Source organism: Nostoc sp. DSM 114160, from assembly GCF_053470305.1.
Map to the genome: position 1 here is coordinate 3415741 of NZ_JBPFGO010000001.1, position 16243 is coordinate 3431983.

16 protein-coding genes and 2 pseudogenes are annotated in these 16243 nt (G+C 40.0%); 8 read left to right on the forward strand and 10 right to left on the reverse strand.

Features of this window, described 5'->3' with window-relative positions:
• Positions 1-131: 131 nt before the first annotated feature.
• The 9 genes and pseudogenes from NSTCB13_RS15075 to NSTCB13_RS15115 form a co-directional block, all read right to left on the reverse strand.
• On the reverse strand, positions 132-404 hold the full coding sequence (locus NSTCB13_RS15075; protein WP_448272838.1) for a type II toxin-antitoxin system HicB family antitoxin: 273 nt from the start codon (positions 402-404) through the stop codon (positions 132-134).
• A 50-nt stretch (positions 405-454) separates the two neighbouring features.
• Positions 455-685 (reverse strand): type II toxin-antitoxin system MqsA family antitoxin, encoded by a 231-nt coding sequence (locus NSTCB13_RS15080; RefSeq protein ID WP_448272840.1) that lies wholly within the window; start codon positions 683-685, stop codon positions 455-457.
• 42 nt (positions 686-727) lie between these two features.
• Positions 728-1759, reverse strand: coding sequence for a hypothetical protein (locus NSTCB13_RS15085; RefSeq protein ID WP_448272841.1), 1032 nt, complete (start codon positions 1757-1759; stop codon positions 728-730).
• A 50-nt stretch (positions 1760-1809) separates the two neighbouring features.
• Positions 1810-3723, reverse strand: coding sequence for a DUF3696 domain-containing protein (locus NSTCB13_RS15090; RefSeq protein WP_448272843.1), 1914 nt, complete (start codon positions 3721-3723; stop codon positions 1810-1812).
• A 223-nt stretch (positions 3724-3946) separates the two neighbouring features.
• Positions 3947-6611, reverse strand: a pseudogene (gene acnB / locus NSTCB13_RS15095) (bifunctional aconitate hydratase 2/2-methylisocitrate dehydratase).
• Between the two features lie 335 nt (positions 6612-6946).
• Positions 6947-7237, reverse strand: a pseudogene (locus NSTCB13_RS15100) (DUF4351 domain-containing protein); the annotation flags it as partial.
• A 12-nt stretch (positions 7238-7249) separates the two neighbouring features.
• The gene (locus tag NSTCB13_RS15105; RefSeq protein WP_448272844.1) at positions 7250-8206 is read right to left on the reverse strand and encodes a DUF4351 domain-containing protein; all 957 of its coding nucleotides are present in this window, start codon (positions 8204-8206) and stop codon (positions 7250-7252) included.
• Positions 8207-8419: 213 nt separating this feature from the next.
• Entirely contained in the window at positions 8420-8815 is a 396-nt protein-coding gene (locus NSTCB13_RS15110; RefSeq protein ID WP_448272846.1) for a hypothetical protein, read from the reverse strand.
• Positions 8816-9308: 493 nt separating this feature from the next.
• On the reverse strand, positions 9309-9446 hold the full coding sequence (locus NSTCB13_RS15115) for a hypothetical protein (RefSeq protein WP_448272847.1): 138 nt from the start codon (positions 9444-9446) through the stop codon (positions 9309-9311).
• Here NSTCB13_RS15115 and NSTCB13_RS15120 point away from each other — a divergent pair.
• The 8 genes from NSTCB13_RS15120 to NSTCB13_RS15155 all read left to right on the forward strand — a co-directional run bounded on the left by NSTCB13_RS15120 (position 9445) and on the right by NSTCB13_RS15155 (position 14805).
• The gene (locus NSTCB13_RS15120) at positions 9445-9783 is read left to right on the forward strand and encodes a type II toxin-antitoxin system RelE/ParE family toxin (protein WP_448272848.1); all 339 of its coding nucleotides are present in this window, start codon (positions 9445-9447) and stop codon (positions 9781-9783) included. The genes NSTCB13_RS15115 and NSTCB13_RS15120 overlap by 2 nt on opposite strands.
• Positions 9776-10069 (forward strand): helix-turn-helix domain-containing transcriptional regulator, encoded by a 294-nt coding sequence (locus NSTCB13_RS15125; RefSeq protein ID WP_448273211.1) that lies wholly within the window; start codon positions 9776-9778, stop codon positions 10067-10069. Before NSTCB13_RS15120 ends, NSTCB13_RS15125 begins: the two co-directional genes overlap by 8 nt.
• Before the next feature lie 397 nt (positions 10070-10466).
• Positions 10467-10787 carry a 2Fe-2S iron-sulfur cluster-binding protein gene (locus NSTCB13_RS15130; RefSeq protein WP_445627859.1) on the forward strand — a complete coding sequence of 107 codons (321 nt, stop codon included), beginning with the start codon at positions 10467-10469 and terminating at the stop codon, positions 10785-10787.
• A gap of 147 nt (positions 10788-10934) precedes the next feature.
• Complete coding sequence (locus tag NSTCB13_RS15135; RefSeq protein WP_448273213.1) at positions 10935-11750, forward strand: IS5 family transposase; 816 nt, start codon at positions 10935-10937, stop codon at positions 11748-11750.
• A 113-nt stretch (positions 11751-11863) separates the two neighbouring features.
• Positions 11864-12043 carry a hypothetical protein gene (locus tag NSTCB13_RS15140; RefSeq protein ID WP_335192520.1) on the forward strand — a complete coding sequence of 60 codons (180 nt, stop codon included), beginning with the start codon at positions 11864-11866 and terminating at the stop codon, positions 12041-12043.
• A 110-nt stretch (positions 12044-12153) separates the two neighbouring features.
• Positions 12154-13209 (forward strand): DUF3326 domain-containing protein, encoded by a 1056-nt coding sequence (locus tag NSTCB13_RS15145; protein ID WP_448272849.1) that lies wholly within the window; start codon positions 12154-12156, stop codon positions 13207-13209.
• Between the two features lie 154 nt (positions 13210-13363).
• Entirely contained in the window at positions 13364-13960 is a 597-nt protein-coding gene (locus NSTCB13_RS15150) for a CPBP family intramembrane glutamic endopeptidase (protein WP_445627857.1), read from the forward strand.
• Positions 13961-14184: 224 nt separating this feature from the next.
• Complete coding sequence (locus NSTCB13_RS15155) at positions 14185-14805, forward strand: CP12 domain-containing protein (protein ID WP_448265371.1); 621 nt, start codon at positions 14185-14187, stop codon at positions 14803-14805.
• Between the two features lie 271 nt (positions 14806-15076).
• On the opposite strand, the gene NSTCB13_RS15160 is transcribed toward NSTCB13_RS15155, so the two are convergent.
• The gene (locus NSTCB13_RS15160) at positions 15077-16192 is read right to left on the reverse strand and encodes an LptF/LptG family permease (protein WP_448265372.1); all 1116 of its coding nucleotides are present in this window, start codon (positions 16190-16192) and stop codon (positions 15077-15079) included.
• Between the last annotated feature and the right edge of the window lie 51 nt (positions 16193-16243).

Here is a 16243-nt window from a genome sequence, read left to right on the forward strand (position 1 = left end):
TCCTATGTGTAGAAATCTATTGGTGTTCACCTGTTAAAATTTTGGTGTCAGGTAATTAGATTTTAACAGTTTATCGCGATCGCACTTGAGAAATCAGGGGTGCGATCGCAACACAATTGCAGATACAATTATCAGTCTGTTGGAACGCTTATGGTGAAAAATTTTATCACTTTGTCTGGTTCAGTGTATTCCAGTTTCAAAAACTTATGTAATTCTTTTATAGTGAGTGAAGGATGGTAGATATTAGGTTCGATTTTATAAACTTCCAAAAAAGAGGCGATCGCTTCTTTAAGTTGCTTGATTGCTGCTTTTTGATTTATCCCTTGTCCTACCAGTCCATTTTCTAAACATAAAGCAACCCAATAACCCTCACTCTTTCGCAAAACTGTTGTGGAAAAGTCCATAGATGTGTATTAAGTGGATAGCTGAAGCAATATTTAATTTTGGCAATTATTTATGATCCAAAATTAGCCACTTTTACAGGACGTTCAACAGCTAATTTTTTACGGTTAGTTTTGATTTGTTCAATTTTGTGAAGAGTTTCAGCAGTTAAATAAGTTTCGCCGCAATCAGTACAGGTTATCACTGGAATATTTTCTATTACTAGCAGGTCTTTACCCTTACCATAAGTTCTAGTAATTCGGCGGATTTTGACACTTTGACCTCTAAAAATATTATACAACATTTGTACTCTTACAATAATTTTATTGTTGTTTTTTCATAAAAGCTATTCAGGAATCTTCATATCATTATGAACTACAACTGAAGCGAATTCTATTCCACTCTCTGTTTCCCAGTAATGTAAATGATATTCGTGATCAATATCTCTTCTCCAAGCTTTGGCTCCATCTTTTTTACGCTTTTTCTGAGGATTATTTGCACCTTTACCTGTTCTCAACCAATGAGTATCACCCATATTTTGTTTTAAAATTATTTCAGCACAAGTGCGAAGTAACATTTTAGTTTTTATATGTTCATCTAGAAAACCTAAATCTTTTAAGCTTTTTAATAAACGGCTACCAAATAACCAATAAGTAATTTCATCGATAGTTTTTGGCTTTTCTAATTGCTTATTTGTCTGTGTAACAAAAATAGTAATAGCTTTTTTATAAACTTCTTCACACTGATTAGCATTAATCCAAATATCTGAGGCATCAAAATAATTATGTAAACTATTCGGATTGACAAAGGATTGTAAACGAATCCTAACATCATAGGGAATATTTACATAGCATGAATTAGTACAAAATTCACAATCTACTATTTCACACTCTATTAAAAACTGTGTATTTTCTGCTTGAATATAGCGGGTAACGATGATTTGATGTTTATGGTCTAAATTTTCTATTTTACATAACAAAAATATTAAAACTGTTAATTCATAATAGATTTGTACAAAAATCTCATTTCTTCCATCAAGGTAAAAAACAGGATCGCACTGTATATTATCGATTAGTATTGCATTTATATTAAGTCTGTCTTCAATAGAAGGAAGCTTTAAAAAGCTTTCAATTAAAATAAATATATCATGAGGGTGTATTATATTTTGTAAGTCTAAATCTACAATCAATTTTTCTAACTCATTTCTTTCTGGATATCCATTAGTGATAGCTAATATTTCAGGAGTTTTTGCAGATAAATATAATGTAGCTAAATTAGCTTCCTTTATTTTTTGTATTTCCTCACCCCATGAAATTAGGCTATGAATATAGTTTTGAAATTCATCAATTCCCGAATTTGCTTGAGGATAAACAAGCAAATACGGGTCTAGGTATATTTTATACATATTTTATATTATATATAAGTTTATTATTGTTTAGTTGACTCGTTTTTTCTTTTTTCCATAGCAGCTTTTATAATAGCTCTTGCATTTTCTTCATTCTCATCAAAGAAACCTTTTGGCCAGTCTTCAAGTACACCAAATTTATTAAGTTTTACAGACCTATATTTAGACTCACCACTATGCTTTTCTACAAAATACATAAGTACATTTTTAGATATTTCTTCCCCTTCTGAAGCAGCAGCTTGATAGCGAAGTCTATTTATTAAATATTCGCTATGAGTTTCTACAATACATTGCTTTTTCAGCATTGTCATTGAGATAAAGAAGTCTGCCAAACGTGTTTGAACACGAGGATGTAAATGTAATTCGGGTTGCTCAAAAATTAAAGTAGAACCTTTTTCTGCTAACAAAGATTGTACTAAGATTGGTAAAACTTGACTAACACCTACTCCAACATGAGTAAGGTCATGCAATAATAAAGAACCTGTAGTAGTAACTTTGAGTTCATGACCTAGCTTACCTTTATCCAATGTTTGGACATCACTAGCTACTCCCATGTAATTCAACCAATCTAGTACTGCGATTGGTAAAAAATCAGCCTTAGTGATAGTTTCACTGCTACCAAATTTTAGTTGATCACTAGGTATATACTCTACTTTTGTATTTCGATTAACATCCAAGACAGCAGCTGTATGTTCACCTCTGAAACCTATATCCTTAGAATCAGTTGTACCAGCAAGAGAATAAACTGGTTTTGGCTCATCTCGTAATGGCCCTAAATATTTCACAAAACGAGTAAAAAATCCCTGAATATAATCAACCGCAAGTTCTGAAATATCGGGTAGGGGAAGATACGAAACTCTGTTGTCTAGAGGGCGATTAGCTCTGACAGCATTGAGAATATCATCATATTTTTCAGCTAGCTTTTGAGCTAATGTTCTTTTTTTAGCAGTAGGTAATTTATAGCAGTTTGATAGGTTTTGAATGGTAAAGTCATTTTCTAAAATTAAAATATTGTTAATAAAGGTTTTGCTACTGGAACTCTCTGTCTTATAAATATCTTTAGATGCTTCTTTAAGCGTATTTACAATGATAAGTTTAACATTTTCATTTAATAAATTATTTATCTCATCTATGCTGATGCCTCTTGTTCTATAAAACAATATCTCTTCATCTTCTTGAATAGTTAGAAAATCAACTAACTGTCTTGATTGTTCTTCAACAGCATCGAAAATAATAGAAATTTTTCCTGGTAAAAAGTGGTTGAGCAATGCCCCTACTGGTTGCCCGATTGCATGAAAACGATAATAACGACGATATCTTGCTTTTGTCAAGTAACTTAGCTTTTTCACTTCATATTCTAAAGATGCAACTTCTACTTTGTGAAGGAGTTTTTGTGATAATTGATATTCTTGTAGACGTTGTTTTATACTTTTTTTGCTTCTGCGAATATAAACTTCTTCTTCCTTCGGTGAGCCTACCAACTTAAAATTTACTTTAAGTCTAGACTCTTCCAAGCGTGGTTGCAGTTGTATTATTTCTCTCTCTTTTTCAGAACCATTAGCTGAAAAGCTAAAAGAGCAATCTATAGATGTTAAAGCTTCAACTCTACGGGTAATATCAAAACGCATAGATGTTGTAATAGGACTCTCACGCTCATCTACACTTGGAGTTAGCTCAAACCCTATGAAAATATTTTTTGATTCATGATTATTTGAGACAATATCATTGAATGCTCCAATTCTTAAAATATGCCCATTTAAGATGACAGACCTAGATGAAACAGGGTTTTGTAACGTTTGAGTGGTTAATAGAAGGCTTTGAATAATAGTACTTTTTCCCGAACTATTCGCTCCAGTAAATATAGTTAGCGGAGCCATATCAAGTGTGGTTTTAGCACAGACTGACTTAAAGTACTGAAGAGTCCATTTAGTTAGCATAAGTATTTATTTTTGAAAGTATTTTTACGATAAGAGAGGAAAATTATTAGACTTGTAGGTATAAAAATTGATATTAGCTATCACAGTATAAAAGCCAACTATTTTTATTGGATAATTTATAACTTTTTAATAATAAATCTTAATAAAATCTTATTTTATTTACCTGCTAAAGTCCTACTAGATGGTGTCAGGTGGGCAATGCCCACCCTACTTTAATTATCTACTAACGCAAACTACTAGCTGGCATACCCAAAATATCCTCAAGCCTTGGCATATCTTCCAACGCAATCACGCGCCCTTCATCCTCAAAACCGACGATTTGATCAAAGTTCAAATACCGATACAAATCATCTGCAAAAGGATGAATTCTACTCGCCACAATATCCAAATATTCCTGCACTGTCGGAAGCCGTCCCAGCAGCGCACACACTGCGGCTAATTCTGCTGAACCAAGATACACTCGTGCATCTTTACCCATGCGATTATTGAAGTTGCGGGTAGAGGTAGAAAACACTGTTGTTCCATCAGCAACTCGCGCCTGATTACCCATACACAAACTGCATCCTGGCATTTCTGTTCTAGCACCCGCAGCCCCAAAAACGCTGTATACACCTTCTTCTTTTAATTGGTGTTCATCCATGCGCGTTGGTGGTGCTATCCACAAGCGAGTTTTTACTTCACCAGCGCCTTCCAAAACTTTCGCTGTTGCCCGATAATGACCGATATTCGTCATACAAGAACCGAGGAATACTTCTTGCACTGGATCGTTAGCAACTTCCGATAATAACTTAACATTATCGGGGTCATTGGGAGCAGCAACAATTGGTTCTTTGATTTCGTTCAAATCAATTTCAATGATTTCGGCATACTCTGCATCGGCATCGCCTTCTAATAACACGGGATTTGCTAACCATTCTTCCATCTTTGCCACACGACGCAGCATGGTACGCGCATCTTGATAGCCGCGTGCGATCATATTTTTCAGTAGCGCTACGTTAGAACGCAGATATTCAGAAATTGTCTCTACACTCAGCTTAATTGTGCATCCGGCACAAGAACGTTCGGCGCTAGCATCGGTGAGTTCAAAGGCTTGTTCAACTTTTAAATCTGGCAAACCTTCGATTTCTAGAATTCGCCCGGAGAAGACGTTTTTCTTATTCTGTTTCTCTACTGTCAGCAAACCTTTTTGAATTGCTACGTAAGGAATGGCATTCACGACATCGCGCAGGGTGACACCGGGTTGCAATTCACCTTTGAATCTTACCAATACTGACTCTGGCATATCTAAAGGCATCACACCCAAGGCGGCTGCAAAGGCTACCAATCCAGAACCGGCAGGGAAGGAAATACCCAAGGGGAAGCGGGTGTGAGAGTCGCCGCCAGTTCCCACGGTGTCGGGTAACAGCATCCGGTTTAACCAAGAGTGGATAATACCATCACCGGGGACGGAGGGCGACTCCGCCACGAGAGGCAAAGAAATCGGGGAGTTCGTGGTGGGTTTTAATGTCTACTGGTTTGGGATAAGCTGCTGTATGGCAGAAACTTTGGATCACTAAGTCTGCACTGAAACCAAGACAGGCGAGTTCTTTTAATTCGTCGCGGGTCATGGGGCCTGTGGTATCTTGAGAACCAACGGTAGTAATGATGGGTTCGCAAGATGTGCCGGGACGCACACCAGGTAATCCGCAAGCTTTACCGACCATTTTCTGTGCCAAGCTGTAGCCTTTGCCTGTATCAAAGGCTTGCTGGGGACGGGTAAAAACTGTGCTGTGTTCTAAACCAAGTGCAAGACGAGTTTTATCGGTGAGGGTACGTCCAATAAGTAGGGGGATGCGTCCACCTGCGCGAACTTCATCGAGGATGGTATCAGGTTTAAGGTCAAAGGTGGAAATAACTTCGCCTGCTTCGTTTGTGATTTCGCCTTTGTAAGGATGGATGGTAATTACCATGCCGGTTTCTAGTTTGGTGACATCGCACTGAATAGGCAAAGCACCGGCATCTTCTGCTGTGTTAAAGAAGATTGGCGCGATCGCACCACCTAAAACATAACCCCCAGCGCGTTTGTTTGGCACAAAAGGTATATCATTTCCCATGTGCCACAATACTGAGTTGATGGCAGATTTACGCGAGGAACCTGTACCAACTACATCTCCAACGTAAGCTACAGGATGCCCTTTTTTCTTCAATTCGGCAATGGTTTGTAAGCTTCCCGGTTGCCGTGACTCTAACATCACTAAGGCGTGTAAGGGAATATCTGGGCGAGTTGTGGCGCTTTGGGCGGGGGATAAATCGTCGGTATTGGTTTCGCCAGGAACTTTAAAAACGGTGACAGTAATCGCTTCTGGTACTGTGGGGCGCATGGTAAACCATTCAGCTTCCGCCCAAGAGTCAATCACCTGTTTGGCGAAAGGATTGGTTTTAGATAACTCTAAAACATCGTGGAAGGCATCGTACACCAAGAGGATTTTGCTTAAAGCGTTGGCGGCGTAGGCGGCGATGGGTTCCTTTCCTTGTCCGCCCATTACTAGAGGTGTTTCGGATGAGTCGGAGAGGGATACGGTGGGCCATTGCAGCAGTTCGATTAAAGATTGCACATTGTAACCACCTACCATCGTGCCCAGCAATTGCACCGCTTCTATGCGCGAAACCAAAGGACTGGTGATTTCCTTTTTGGCGATGGCGGTGAGAAATCCAGCTTTGACATAAGCTGCTGGATCGACACCAGGAGAAACGCGATCGCTCAATAAATGTAATAATATCTCCTCTTGACCCTTTGGCGGATTTTTCAGTAATTCACATAATTCTGAGGTTTGCTTCGCATCCAATGGTAAAGGGGGAATACCGAGTGCTGCTCTTTCGGCAACGTGTTTACGATATTGTTCTAGCATTTTTATGTTCTCCATTGGGATGTTCTCCCTTCAATTATGAAATATTTTTAGGCAATACTTGGCTATAAGAGTTTAGCTTATTTTTATGATGAAAGCCTTACTGGTAATTGGTTATTAGCAACTTTTTTATACTGAAATTTTGGAAAATATAAGGCAATAAAATTCGCTACTACACAAACTTTCGTCCACCTCCGTGGACTAAGAGTAAATCAAGAATTTTTAACCCACAGAGGTGGGTTTCGTATTTCGACTTCGGCTTCATCGAGCGAAGTCGAGATGCTCAACACAAGTTTGTATAGCCGCGACTTATAGTTGCCAGGTGTAGTAATAATAAATTAGATTGATTGTTGGTTTAACCAAGTTTCTAAATCAGCAACACTAGAAAAATCTAGTAATGCTTCTCCTAAATTCTCTAATTGTTCAATGGATAAACCTTTAATTTGCCCGATTAATGATGCATCAATTTCACCAATACAGCGATTTAATAGACGCAGTATTAAATCTTGTTTTCCTTCTTGCCTTCCCTCTTGTCTTCCCTCTTGCCTTCCCTCTTGCCTTCCCTCTTCTTTGGCTTGTTCTCTGTCTCTTTGGTAAAGTGGTTCTAGTCGCATAATTAACTCTTTATCAATCAAAATGAATTAGATTGATTGTTGGTTTAACCAAGTTTCTAAATCAGCAACACTAGAAAAATCTAGCAATGCCTCTCCTAAATTTTCTAATTGTTCAATCGATAAGCCTTTAATTTGCCCGATTAATGATGCATCAATTTCACCAATACGGCGATTTAGTAGACGCAGTATTAAGTCTTGTTTTCCTTCTTGTTTTCCTTCTTGCCTTCCCTCTTGCCTTCCCTCTTGCCTTCCTTCTTGCCTTCCTTCTTGCCTTCCCTCTTCTTTGGCTTGTTCTCTGTCTCTTTGATAAAGTGGTTCTAGCCGCATAATTAACTCCCTATCATCTGCTTCTAATTCTTGATTTACTCTCAAGTTTTCGCGCAAGTTGTAAACTAATTCGAGAGTTGCTTTTTGGTATGGATGATTTAATGGTAACGCTTGCAACTCGATAATCGCTTGTGACTGCACGCTTCCCCTTCCCAAAAGCCTCAACCATAAAGTCTCCGGTGTTTGGGGTAGTTGGTGTATCGCTACAATTGCTGTCCGCAAGGCATCTGGCAGAAAATGTACTCCTAGTAACCAACCTGCTTGTTGCATAGTTCCAAAGCTAGACAACCTAGTTTCAGATACGGTAGGTGTCAGAATCCACAATTTAGGAATTTCCGAGTTCTGAAGTTTGGTTTTATTAGTTTTAGCTTCTCGTCGTAAAAGAGCCTTTACTTCTAATAATTTTAGAATACAGTCGCATATTTCATCGGTAGAAGCTGGATTACGGAAGGGTTCTATGAGTGCAGGATATTCCGCAAATCTTCCTAGCAAACCTAGTATTTCTATATTAGAGCTTTGCTGTTTGGTAGGAGTGAATAAAACATCTATTTCTTTAATCTCTCCTGAAACTTTTTCTGATGCTTTGACTTCGCCGTAATTTTTTAATAATTCTTCTAGATAGTCTTTGGCGAATTTATCGTGTATAAAACGGGTCATTCAATTTTAAGATTGCGGAATTTTGGGGTTGAGGCAAATTTTTATTATATAGTAGTTCTGATTCATTTATTAAAGTTGAGTCGTTCTAAATTCAGATCCCCCCGCCTACGGCGACCCCCTTAAAAAGGGAGGTAAAAGAGGGTATAAGCCCCCAAATTATCGGGGTATTGGAGGGATCTGCAACGACTAATTGCGCTAACCGAGAAGTATTTACTAGGTAGTTATTGCATTTTCATCTGAAGTTTTATTTTGATTAGATTTTAACCGTGTCAATCTGCTTTTACGAATACGTTCGCTGTCTCGAACCCCGCCTGAAAGTTCGTATTCATTGCTGTTTTTGCCGTACTTTAAGCCAACCACTGCCAGCATTTTATCTGAAACATGACTTAAGGTTTTTTCCATTTCATCTAGCTTTTTTTTAGAAGAGTCAATCATAGCTATAGCAGCGTTATAATCATCAAGCATATTATGAAACTGCTTTATTAATTGAGTCAGGTTTTGCAGGTTGTAAGTATCATCGAAATTGATATTTTGATCGACCGCTTTTAGTCCGGCAACTCTAAACTCAGCTTTTTTTAGAACCAGGGAAGTACGTTTTTTTCGAGTCATAAATTTACAACTTTCAAAGCTTTACAAAGCTATTTTGTCTCAATTAACCTGGATTTTGGTTCAGCAAAAAGCGCATTTTTGAGTAAAAGTTTTTATTGATGTCCGTGATTTCTCGGAATTTAATCCTCAAAGTTTGATTTTCAGCAAAATAATATTACGTTTAAGCAACAGACAATAGGGCACAGCATTAGACCTCTGCAAGAGGGGGAAAAGGGTAAAGGGACAATACAGAACCCTTTCCCATTTTCCCAACAAATGCCAAGAAGTCTATTGCTGTGCCCCTACAAATGGTCTGTCTTCTATGTCAACTGCGTTGGCGCAGCCCGCCGCAGGCATCGCTGTAACCTTAAGCCTTAATGTTGTAACCTTAAGGCTTAATGTTGTAACCTTAAGCCTTAATGTTGTAACCTTAAGGCTTAATGTTCTAGCTTTAAGCCTTAATGTTCTAGCTTTAAGGCTTAATGTTGTAACTTTAAGGCTTAATGTTCTAGCTTTAAGGCTTAATGTTGTAACATTGATGACCAAAGTTTGTTCGTGACAGCTTTAAATCATATTGTTGCAGTAACGGGCGCGATCGCACCCTAGATCGATCGCTGATAATGCGATCGCGCATTTGGGAAAATTTCAACATGGAAGTTCAACCAAAAGAAATCAGGAATTATTTAAGATTTGATGGTATAGATATTTTTTCTGAGTGGTTTGACTCTCTGCGGGATAGAAAAGCAAAGGCTAAAATCAGAGCAAGGCTTGACCGAGTAGAGGAGGGTAATTTAGGTAATTGTAAATCAGTTGGTGATAGTGTTTTTGAACTTAGAATAGACTATGGTTCTGGCTACCGCATATATTTTGGGCAGGAAGGGTCAACAATTATTATTCTTTTGTGTGGTGGCGATAAAAGCACTCAAGATAAAGATATTGCTAAAGCCAAGGAATATTGGAAAGACTATAGGAGTAGAGATGATGCATAGAAGTACCAGCTATCACGAAAAACTGATTCAAGACTTAAAAAATCCACTAGAAGCAGCAGTTTATATTGAAGTTGTTTTAGAAGAAAGCGATCCGAAAATGTTAAGTAAGGCATTGAAAAATGTCATAGAAGCGCATGGTGGCGTCGATCGGCTTTCTGCACAAGTCAAGCAACTTTACAAGAAACTTGACCAGATGCTATTAGAGAAAGGCGAAATTGAGTTTTACAGTCTAAATTCTTTGTTGGATGCTTTAGGGTTACATTTTGCTGTAACAGTAAAGCCGTAAGCCTAATGTTGTAACATTGATGACCAAAGTTTGTTTGTGAGTGCAATCATCGATACATAGTGTATATTGTTGATTTACAGCGATGCCTGCGGTGGGTCACTGAGCTTCTTGCCTTGAGTTTCGACTGCGCTCAACTACCGCGAAGCCGAAAGGTGTCGAAGTGCGGGCTGCGCCAACGCAATTCCTTCCACTGAATCACGAGAAGCACCCACATTAGCTCCGGCGGCTTTGAGAACTTAGCGGATTGTACCAAATAAACTATAAAGAGAGTTCATCGCTTCTCTTACTAAATCCTGGTCAACTGCCTTTTACCTAAATTCTTATAGTAACATCTGGATATTTTTAACTAATTCAGATAAACTAATATATTTGCCCGTAGAATCACCTTCTTTTGTCTATGCCCAAAACTTACACCGTAGAAATTAATCATCAAGGCAAAATTCATACTTTGCAAGTTCCCGAAGATGAAACGATCTTATCAGTTGCCGATGCTGCTGGTTTGGAACTGCCGAGTTCTTGCAATGCAGGTGTTTGCACAACTTGCGCCGGTCAAATAAGCCAGGGAACCGTGGATCAAACTGATGGTATGGGCGTTAGTCCAGATTTGCAAAAGCAAGGTTACGTATTACTTTGTGTTGCCAAACCCCTTTCTGATTTGAAACTTGAAACAGAAAAGGAAGACATAGTTTATCAATTACAATTTGGTAAAGACAAATAATCTGTGAACAGTTATCAGTATATCGGATAATTATTCATAACTGAATAACTGTTTCTGAGAGCTGATTCGTAAAGAAAATCTAAAGAAAGCTGAATCCGGCTTTGTTAAGGTTATAGGCTAAATCGAGTGTAATTTATGTTGTTGTCGATGAGCCGTATACCTACGATTGAGAATCCACACCGCAAACCCTACCCAAGTGATTTAAGCGATGCTGAATGGTTGATTCTCAAGCCTCTTCTCCCTACGCCAAAGGGATTTGGGCATCCTGTAGAAGTAGATTTACGAGAAATATTGAATGCAATTTTCTACGTGCAACGTACTGGGTGTCAATGGGAAATGCTACCTCATGACCTTCCTCCATATACAACAGTGTATGGCTACTTTCAAAAATGGCAGCGTAAAGGCATCTGGCAGCAGATTCACGACCAAGTGCGCTATCAACTGCGACAAGATTTAGGGCGAGATGAAAATTCTACCGTGGCGATCGCAGATTCTCAGTCAGTGAAGACCACGGAAAAAAAGGGGAGGGTCTACGGTTTCGATGGTGGTAAGAAGGTTAAAGGGCGTAAGCGACATATAGTTGTAGATTCTCAAGGGTTGTTGATTGGTGTTTTAGTAACTGAAGCCAATGCGTCAGAACGTTTAGGTGCTGTGGTTGTACTGCATGAGGCGGTTAAAGAATTGTCCAAATTGGAAGTTGTTTGGGTAGATCAAGGCTATTCAGGAGAAAACTTTGCTCAAGCAGTCAAGAAAGTTTGCGGAGAAAAGGTTCGTGTTGAGGTGATTGAAAGGATATCGAAAACATTTGAGCGATTGCCGAAACGATGGATTGTGGAACGGACATTTGGCTGGCTTAATAGATTTCGGCGTTTGAGTAAGGATTATGAGTTGTACACAGAGTTAAGTGAAGCTATGATTTATGGCTCATTGATTCGTCTGATGATCAAGCGGATGGCTTCTTAAGCTTTTGTTTACGAATCAGCTCTGAGATTACCAAATTCGATAAATTACATAAGTATTTCATCGGAGATGAAGTCAGCTATTATAGAAACTACAGACCAACAGGATTTACCAAAATGACGACTCATTTTATTACCGCAGAAATTGATTTACAAGAAACTCCCGCAGAGTTACTAGAAGTAATTGAAACAGAGTTAAAGAAACAAGGCGAACCTCTGCGTTGGGCAGTTACTTCTGTGGATACTGACGAACAAAAAGCTATAGTTGAAGCCGTTGTTACCACAGTTAAGAGTTAGGAAAGACGCGATTTAGAGAGACGCGATTAATCGCGTCTGTACAAGAGTTAGGATTTGATGGCTTTTGATTCATAAACTCATCACTCATCACTCATAACTCAGCACTCAATATGTACACCGCTATCTTAATTGTACCAACAGGCGTAGGGGCTGCTATTGGGGGTTATGCAGGAGATGCTTTACCTGTTGCCAAAGTTATAGCACAGGTTTGCGATCGCCTAATTACTCACCCCAATGTCCTGAATGGCGCAAGTTTGTATTGGAATCTCCCCAATGCTTTTTATGTTGAAGGTTACGGACTTGACAAATTCGCTTCTGGATGCTGGGGGTTGCGTCCAGTCCGCACTAATAAAATAGGTTTGCTTTTAGACCAAGGCATTGAGCCAGAGTTACGGCTACGACATATACAAGCCGCCGATGCAGTGAGAGCAACTCTGGGATTAACCTTAACAGATTATGTAATTACCGATGCGCCATTAAATGTAGAATTACGGACTACAGCATCGGGGGCTAGTTGGGGAACAATTGGCAATCCAGATAGCTTGTTACGAGCAGCCGAGATATTAATTAAAAAAGCGGGAGCAGAAGCGATCGCAGTTGTAGCCCGTTTCCCCGATGATATGGACTTAGAAGCAGTAGAGAAATATCGTCAAGGTGAAGGGGTAGATTCTTTAGCGGGTGCAGAAGCCGTAATTAGCCATTTGCTAGTGCGAACCTTTCAAATACCTTGTGCCCATTCTCCCGCCCTTTTGAGCGAACCTCCACAAGCTGATTTATCTCCGCGTTCCGCCGCCGAAGAATTGGGCTATACCTTTTTGCCCTGCGTACTCGTCGGATTAAGTCGTGCCCCACAATTTATAATAGAGAAAGGAGCGATCGCATCAGAGAAAGGAGATATTTGGGCAGATGAAGTGGATGCTGCGATCGTACCTGCAACTGCCTGTGGTAGCAGTGCTTTACTGAGTTTAAGCCAAAAACGATGCCAAATAATTACAGTAGAAGAAAATAAAACTCTGATAAAAGTTCCTGCCCAACCGTTGGGGATCAAATCTATACAGGTAAACTCATATTTAGAAGCAGTAGGTGTATTGGTAGCACATAAAGCAGGCATCAATCCCTCCGCTCTCCGTCCCAAATTATTACCTTTGCAATCAATTAGTCATTAGTCATTGGTCATTAGTCATTAGTCATTTGTCATTGGTCATTTATTATTCTCCCCCTGCCCCCTGCCCCCTGCTCCCCTGCTCCCCTGCTCCCACTTCGGCTACGCTCAGTGACCACCTGCTCCCCTGCCCCCCTGCCCCCATTCCCCTAAAACCCGTGATTGAACAACAAAAGCAAGAGCCAGAAATTCCATACCTGACGCGCATCCAAGTACTTGGGGCGATGGGAGCGACTGCAATCATTTTGTTGATAGTCGCTAAACTTTCGTTATACTTTGGCAACTTTTCACTATTTTCTTGGGACTTGAATCCAAGAGAAGCGCTGTTAGGTGTAGGGTTGGGGTTTGTGCTGACTGCGTTAAGTGGCTTAACTTACCGTCTATGGACTGCCTATCGTAAGAGTGCAGATTATTACCTAGAAGTAGTACTGAAGCCTTTAGCTTTACCAGATTTAATTTGGCTGGGGTTGCTACCAGGATTGAGTGAAGAATTGTTATTTAGAGGCGTGATTCTACCAGCTTTAGGCTCCGATCTGACAGCTGTAATTGTATCCAGTCTTTGCTTTGGCATCTTGCATTTTAGCGGTTCCCAACAATGGCCTTATGTAATTTGGGCAACAATTGTCGGGATGATATTGGCATATAGCGCCCTGCTTACGGGTAACTTGTTAGTGCCGATTGTTGCTCATATTATTACCAATTTGATTTCTAGCTATTTCTGGAAAATGCGGCGATTTTCGGCAATTAAAAAATAAATATTTGTTAACCGACAAAATATTATCACAATTTATGCTTGGTTTTTGAGCATTGGTTACATTGGATAACATCATAAGTTGACAACTGGTCTAATTTATTGTTGTAGCTCGGCAAAAGTTCCACTTTTTTTACTTTCTAGTTAGAGCAAACTGTGCGCTGCAACGCTTCATACGTCCATGAGGGCGCAGTGCTGCACCGGACTATTAACCAGGAGACTACAACAATGATGAAAGCTGAAGATATCATGACCAAAGACGTAGTTACCATTCGCGGTTCGGCAACTGTTGCTGAAGCGGTGGGGCTGATGAAGGACAAAAGATTGCGGGCGCTGGTTGTGGATCGTCGCTATGACAATGATGCTTATGGCATTGTCACAGAAACAGATATTGTTTATAAGATAACAGCCTACGGGAAAGATCCAAAGCAAGTGCGGGTTTATGAAATTATGAGCAAGCCCTGCATCGTGGTCAATCCTGATTTGGGTGTGGAATATGTAGCGCGGTTATTTGCTAATACTGGTATTCATCGCGCACCTGTGATTCAAGGCAAGCTGTTGGGCATCATCTCGATTACCGACATTTTGACTAAAAGCGACTTTGTGGAAGCGCCAAAAGCGCTACTGCTGGAGGAGAGAATTCAAAAAGCAATTGAGCAAGCTCGTGCTATTTGCACTGAACAAGGTGCTTATTCTAAAGCCTGTGCAGCTGCCTGGGATGAGGTAGAAGAACTTCAGGCAGAAGCAGCTCATCAGAAAGCTGAGGGTATGATATCAGCTAAAGTTTCTTTTGAAGAATACTGCAAGGAAAACCCCAATGCACCAGAATGTCGAAATTATCACCCGTAATTGAAGTGTGGGGACGAAGAGGAATGGGCATTGGGAGTTAGGAGTTAGGAGTTAGGAGTTAGGAGTTTGGAATTATTTTCCTTGTCTCTTTGTCCCCGTGCCCCACTTCGACTCATTTCGGCTACGCGGTAGTTGAGCGCAGTCGAAACTCAATGACCAACGCTCAGTGACCTCCTGCTCCCTGCCCCACTTCGACTCATTTCGGCTACGCGGTAGTTGAGCGCAGTCGAAACTCAATGACCAACGCTCAGTGACCTCCTGCTATTTGAATTTACCTTCTCGCAACTCGGATCAATAAAAATAAACCTATTCCCAAAAAAAGAAAGTTGGGCAACCAAGCCCCCATAAAGGGAGAAAGGACATCTGCTTGTGCCATCGCCCCACTAACAAAGAATATTAAGTAGTACGAAAAAATAACTACCACACTAATCCCGAAACTGGTACCTCTCCCCGTTCGCTGGGGTATGCTTCCCATCGCTGCACCTACCAAGCCAAAAACCACGCATACAAAGGGCAAAGAGATTTTTTGTTGAATCCGCACTTCAAGTTTACGAATTTTTTGGCGATCGCCACCAAGATTTTCCACTTCTAGTTGATTTAGTGCTTCAGCAATATTCATTTCACCATAATCTCGGCTTTTTTCTGCCAGACTTAATGGCGTGCGCGGTAGTTGCAGTTGTTGGTGTTCAAATTTGACGATGTTACGATAAGAGCGATCGGCTGCGACAAAATAGATTGTACCGTTGTAAAAATCCCAGACATTTTGAGAAGGATTCCACTGAGCAGATTCTGATACCACAATTTGATTCAGATTTTTGGTTGAGCGATCTATAATTGTCAACCCTGTCATCCGCTTACCATCAAATTGGTCGGCATAAAACAAGCGTGTCAATATCCGATTCTTAGAGCCATCTGGCTGGACAACATCCTGGTATTCAGGATAGAAAATATTTTGCTGTTTAAAAGTGGGCTTGTCTGATTTGAGCGCTTTATCCAGAGTCATCGCCGCTTGATAATTTGCTGCTGGTGCAATTTCTTCGTTAAACACAAATGTCATTCCTGTGACTACAAGACTTAACATCACAGCAGTTAGCACCATGCGATAGACACTGACACCACAACCACGCAAAGCAATTAGTTCGCTCTCGCTAGAAAGACGACTGTAGGTCATCAAAGTAGCCAGCAGCGTAGACATGGGGAAGGCTAAAACGATAAAGTTGGGAAATTTTAACAAAAAAACTTGAATAGCAATGTCTATAGGTAGCCCAGATTCGACAATTTTTCTGACGAGATCGAATACAGCATCAATGGTGACGCCAATTGATGAAAAAGCTCCGACACCAAAGAAAAACGGCGCTAACAATTCGCTGGCAAGGTAGCGATCCATGATCGTAAAAGGCAGCAGCGAATAAAGACTATTAAAAGACGTGAGCTTCTT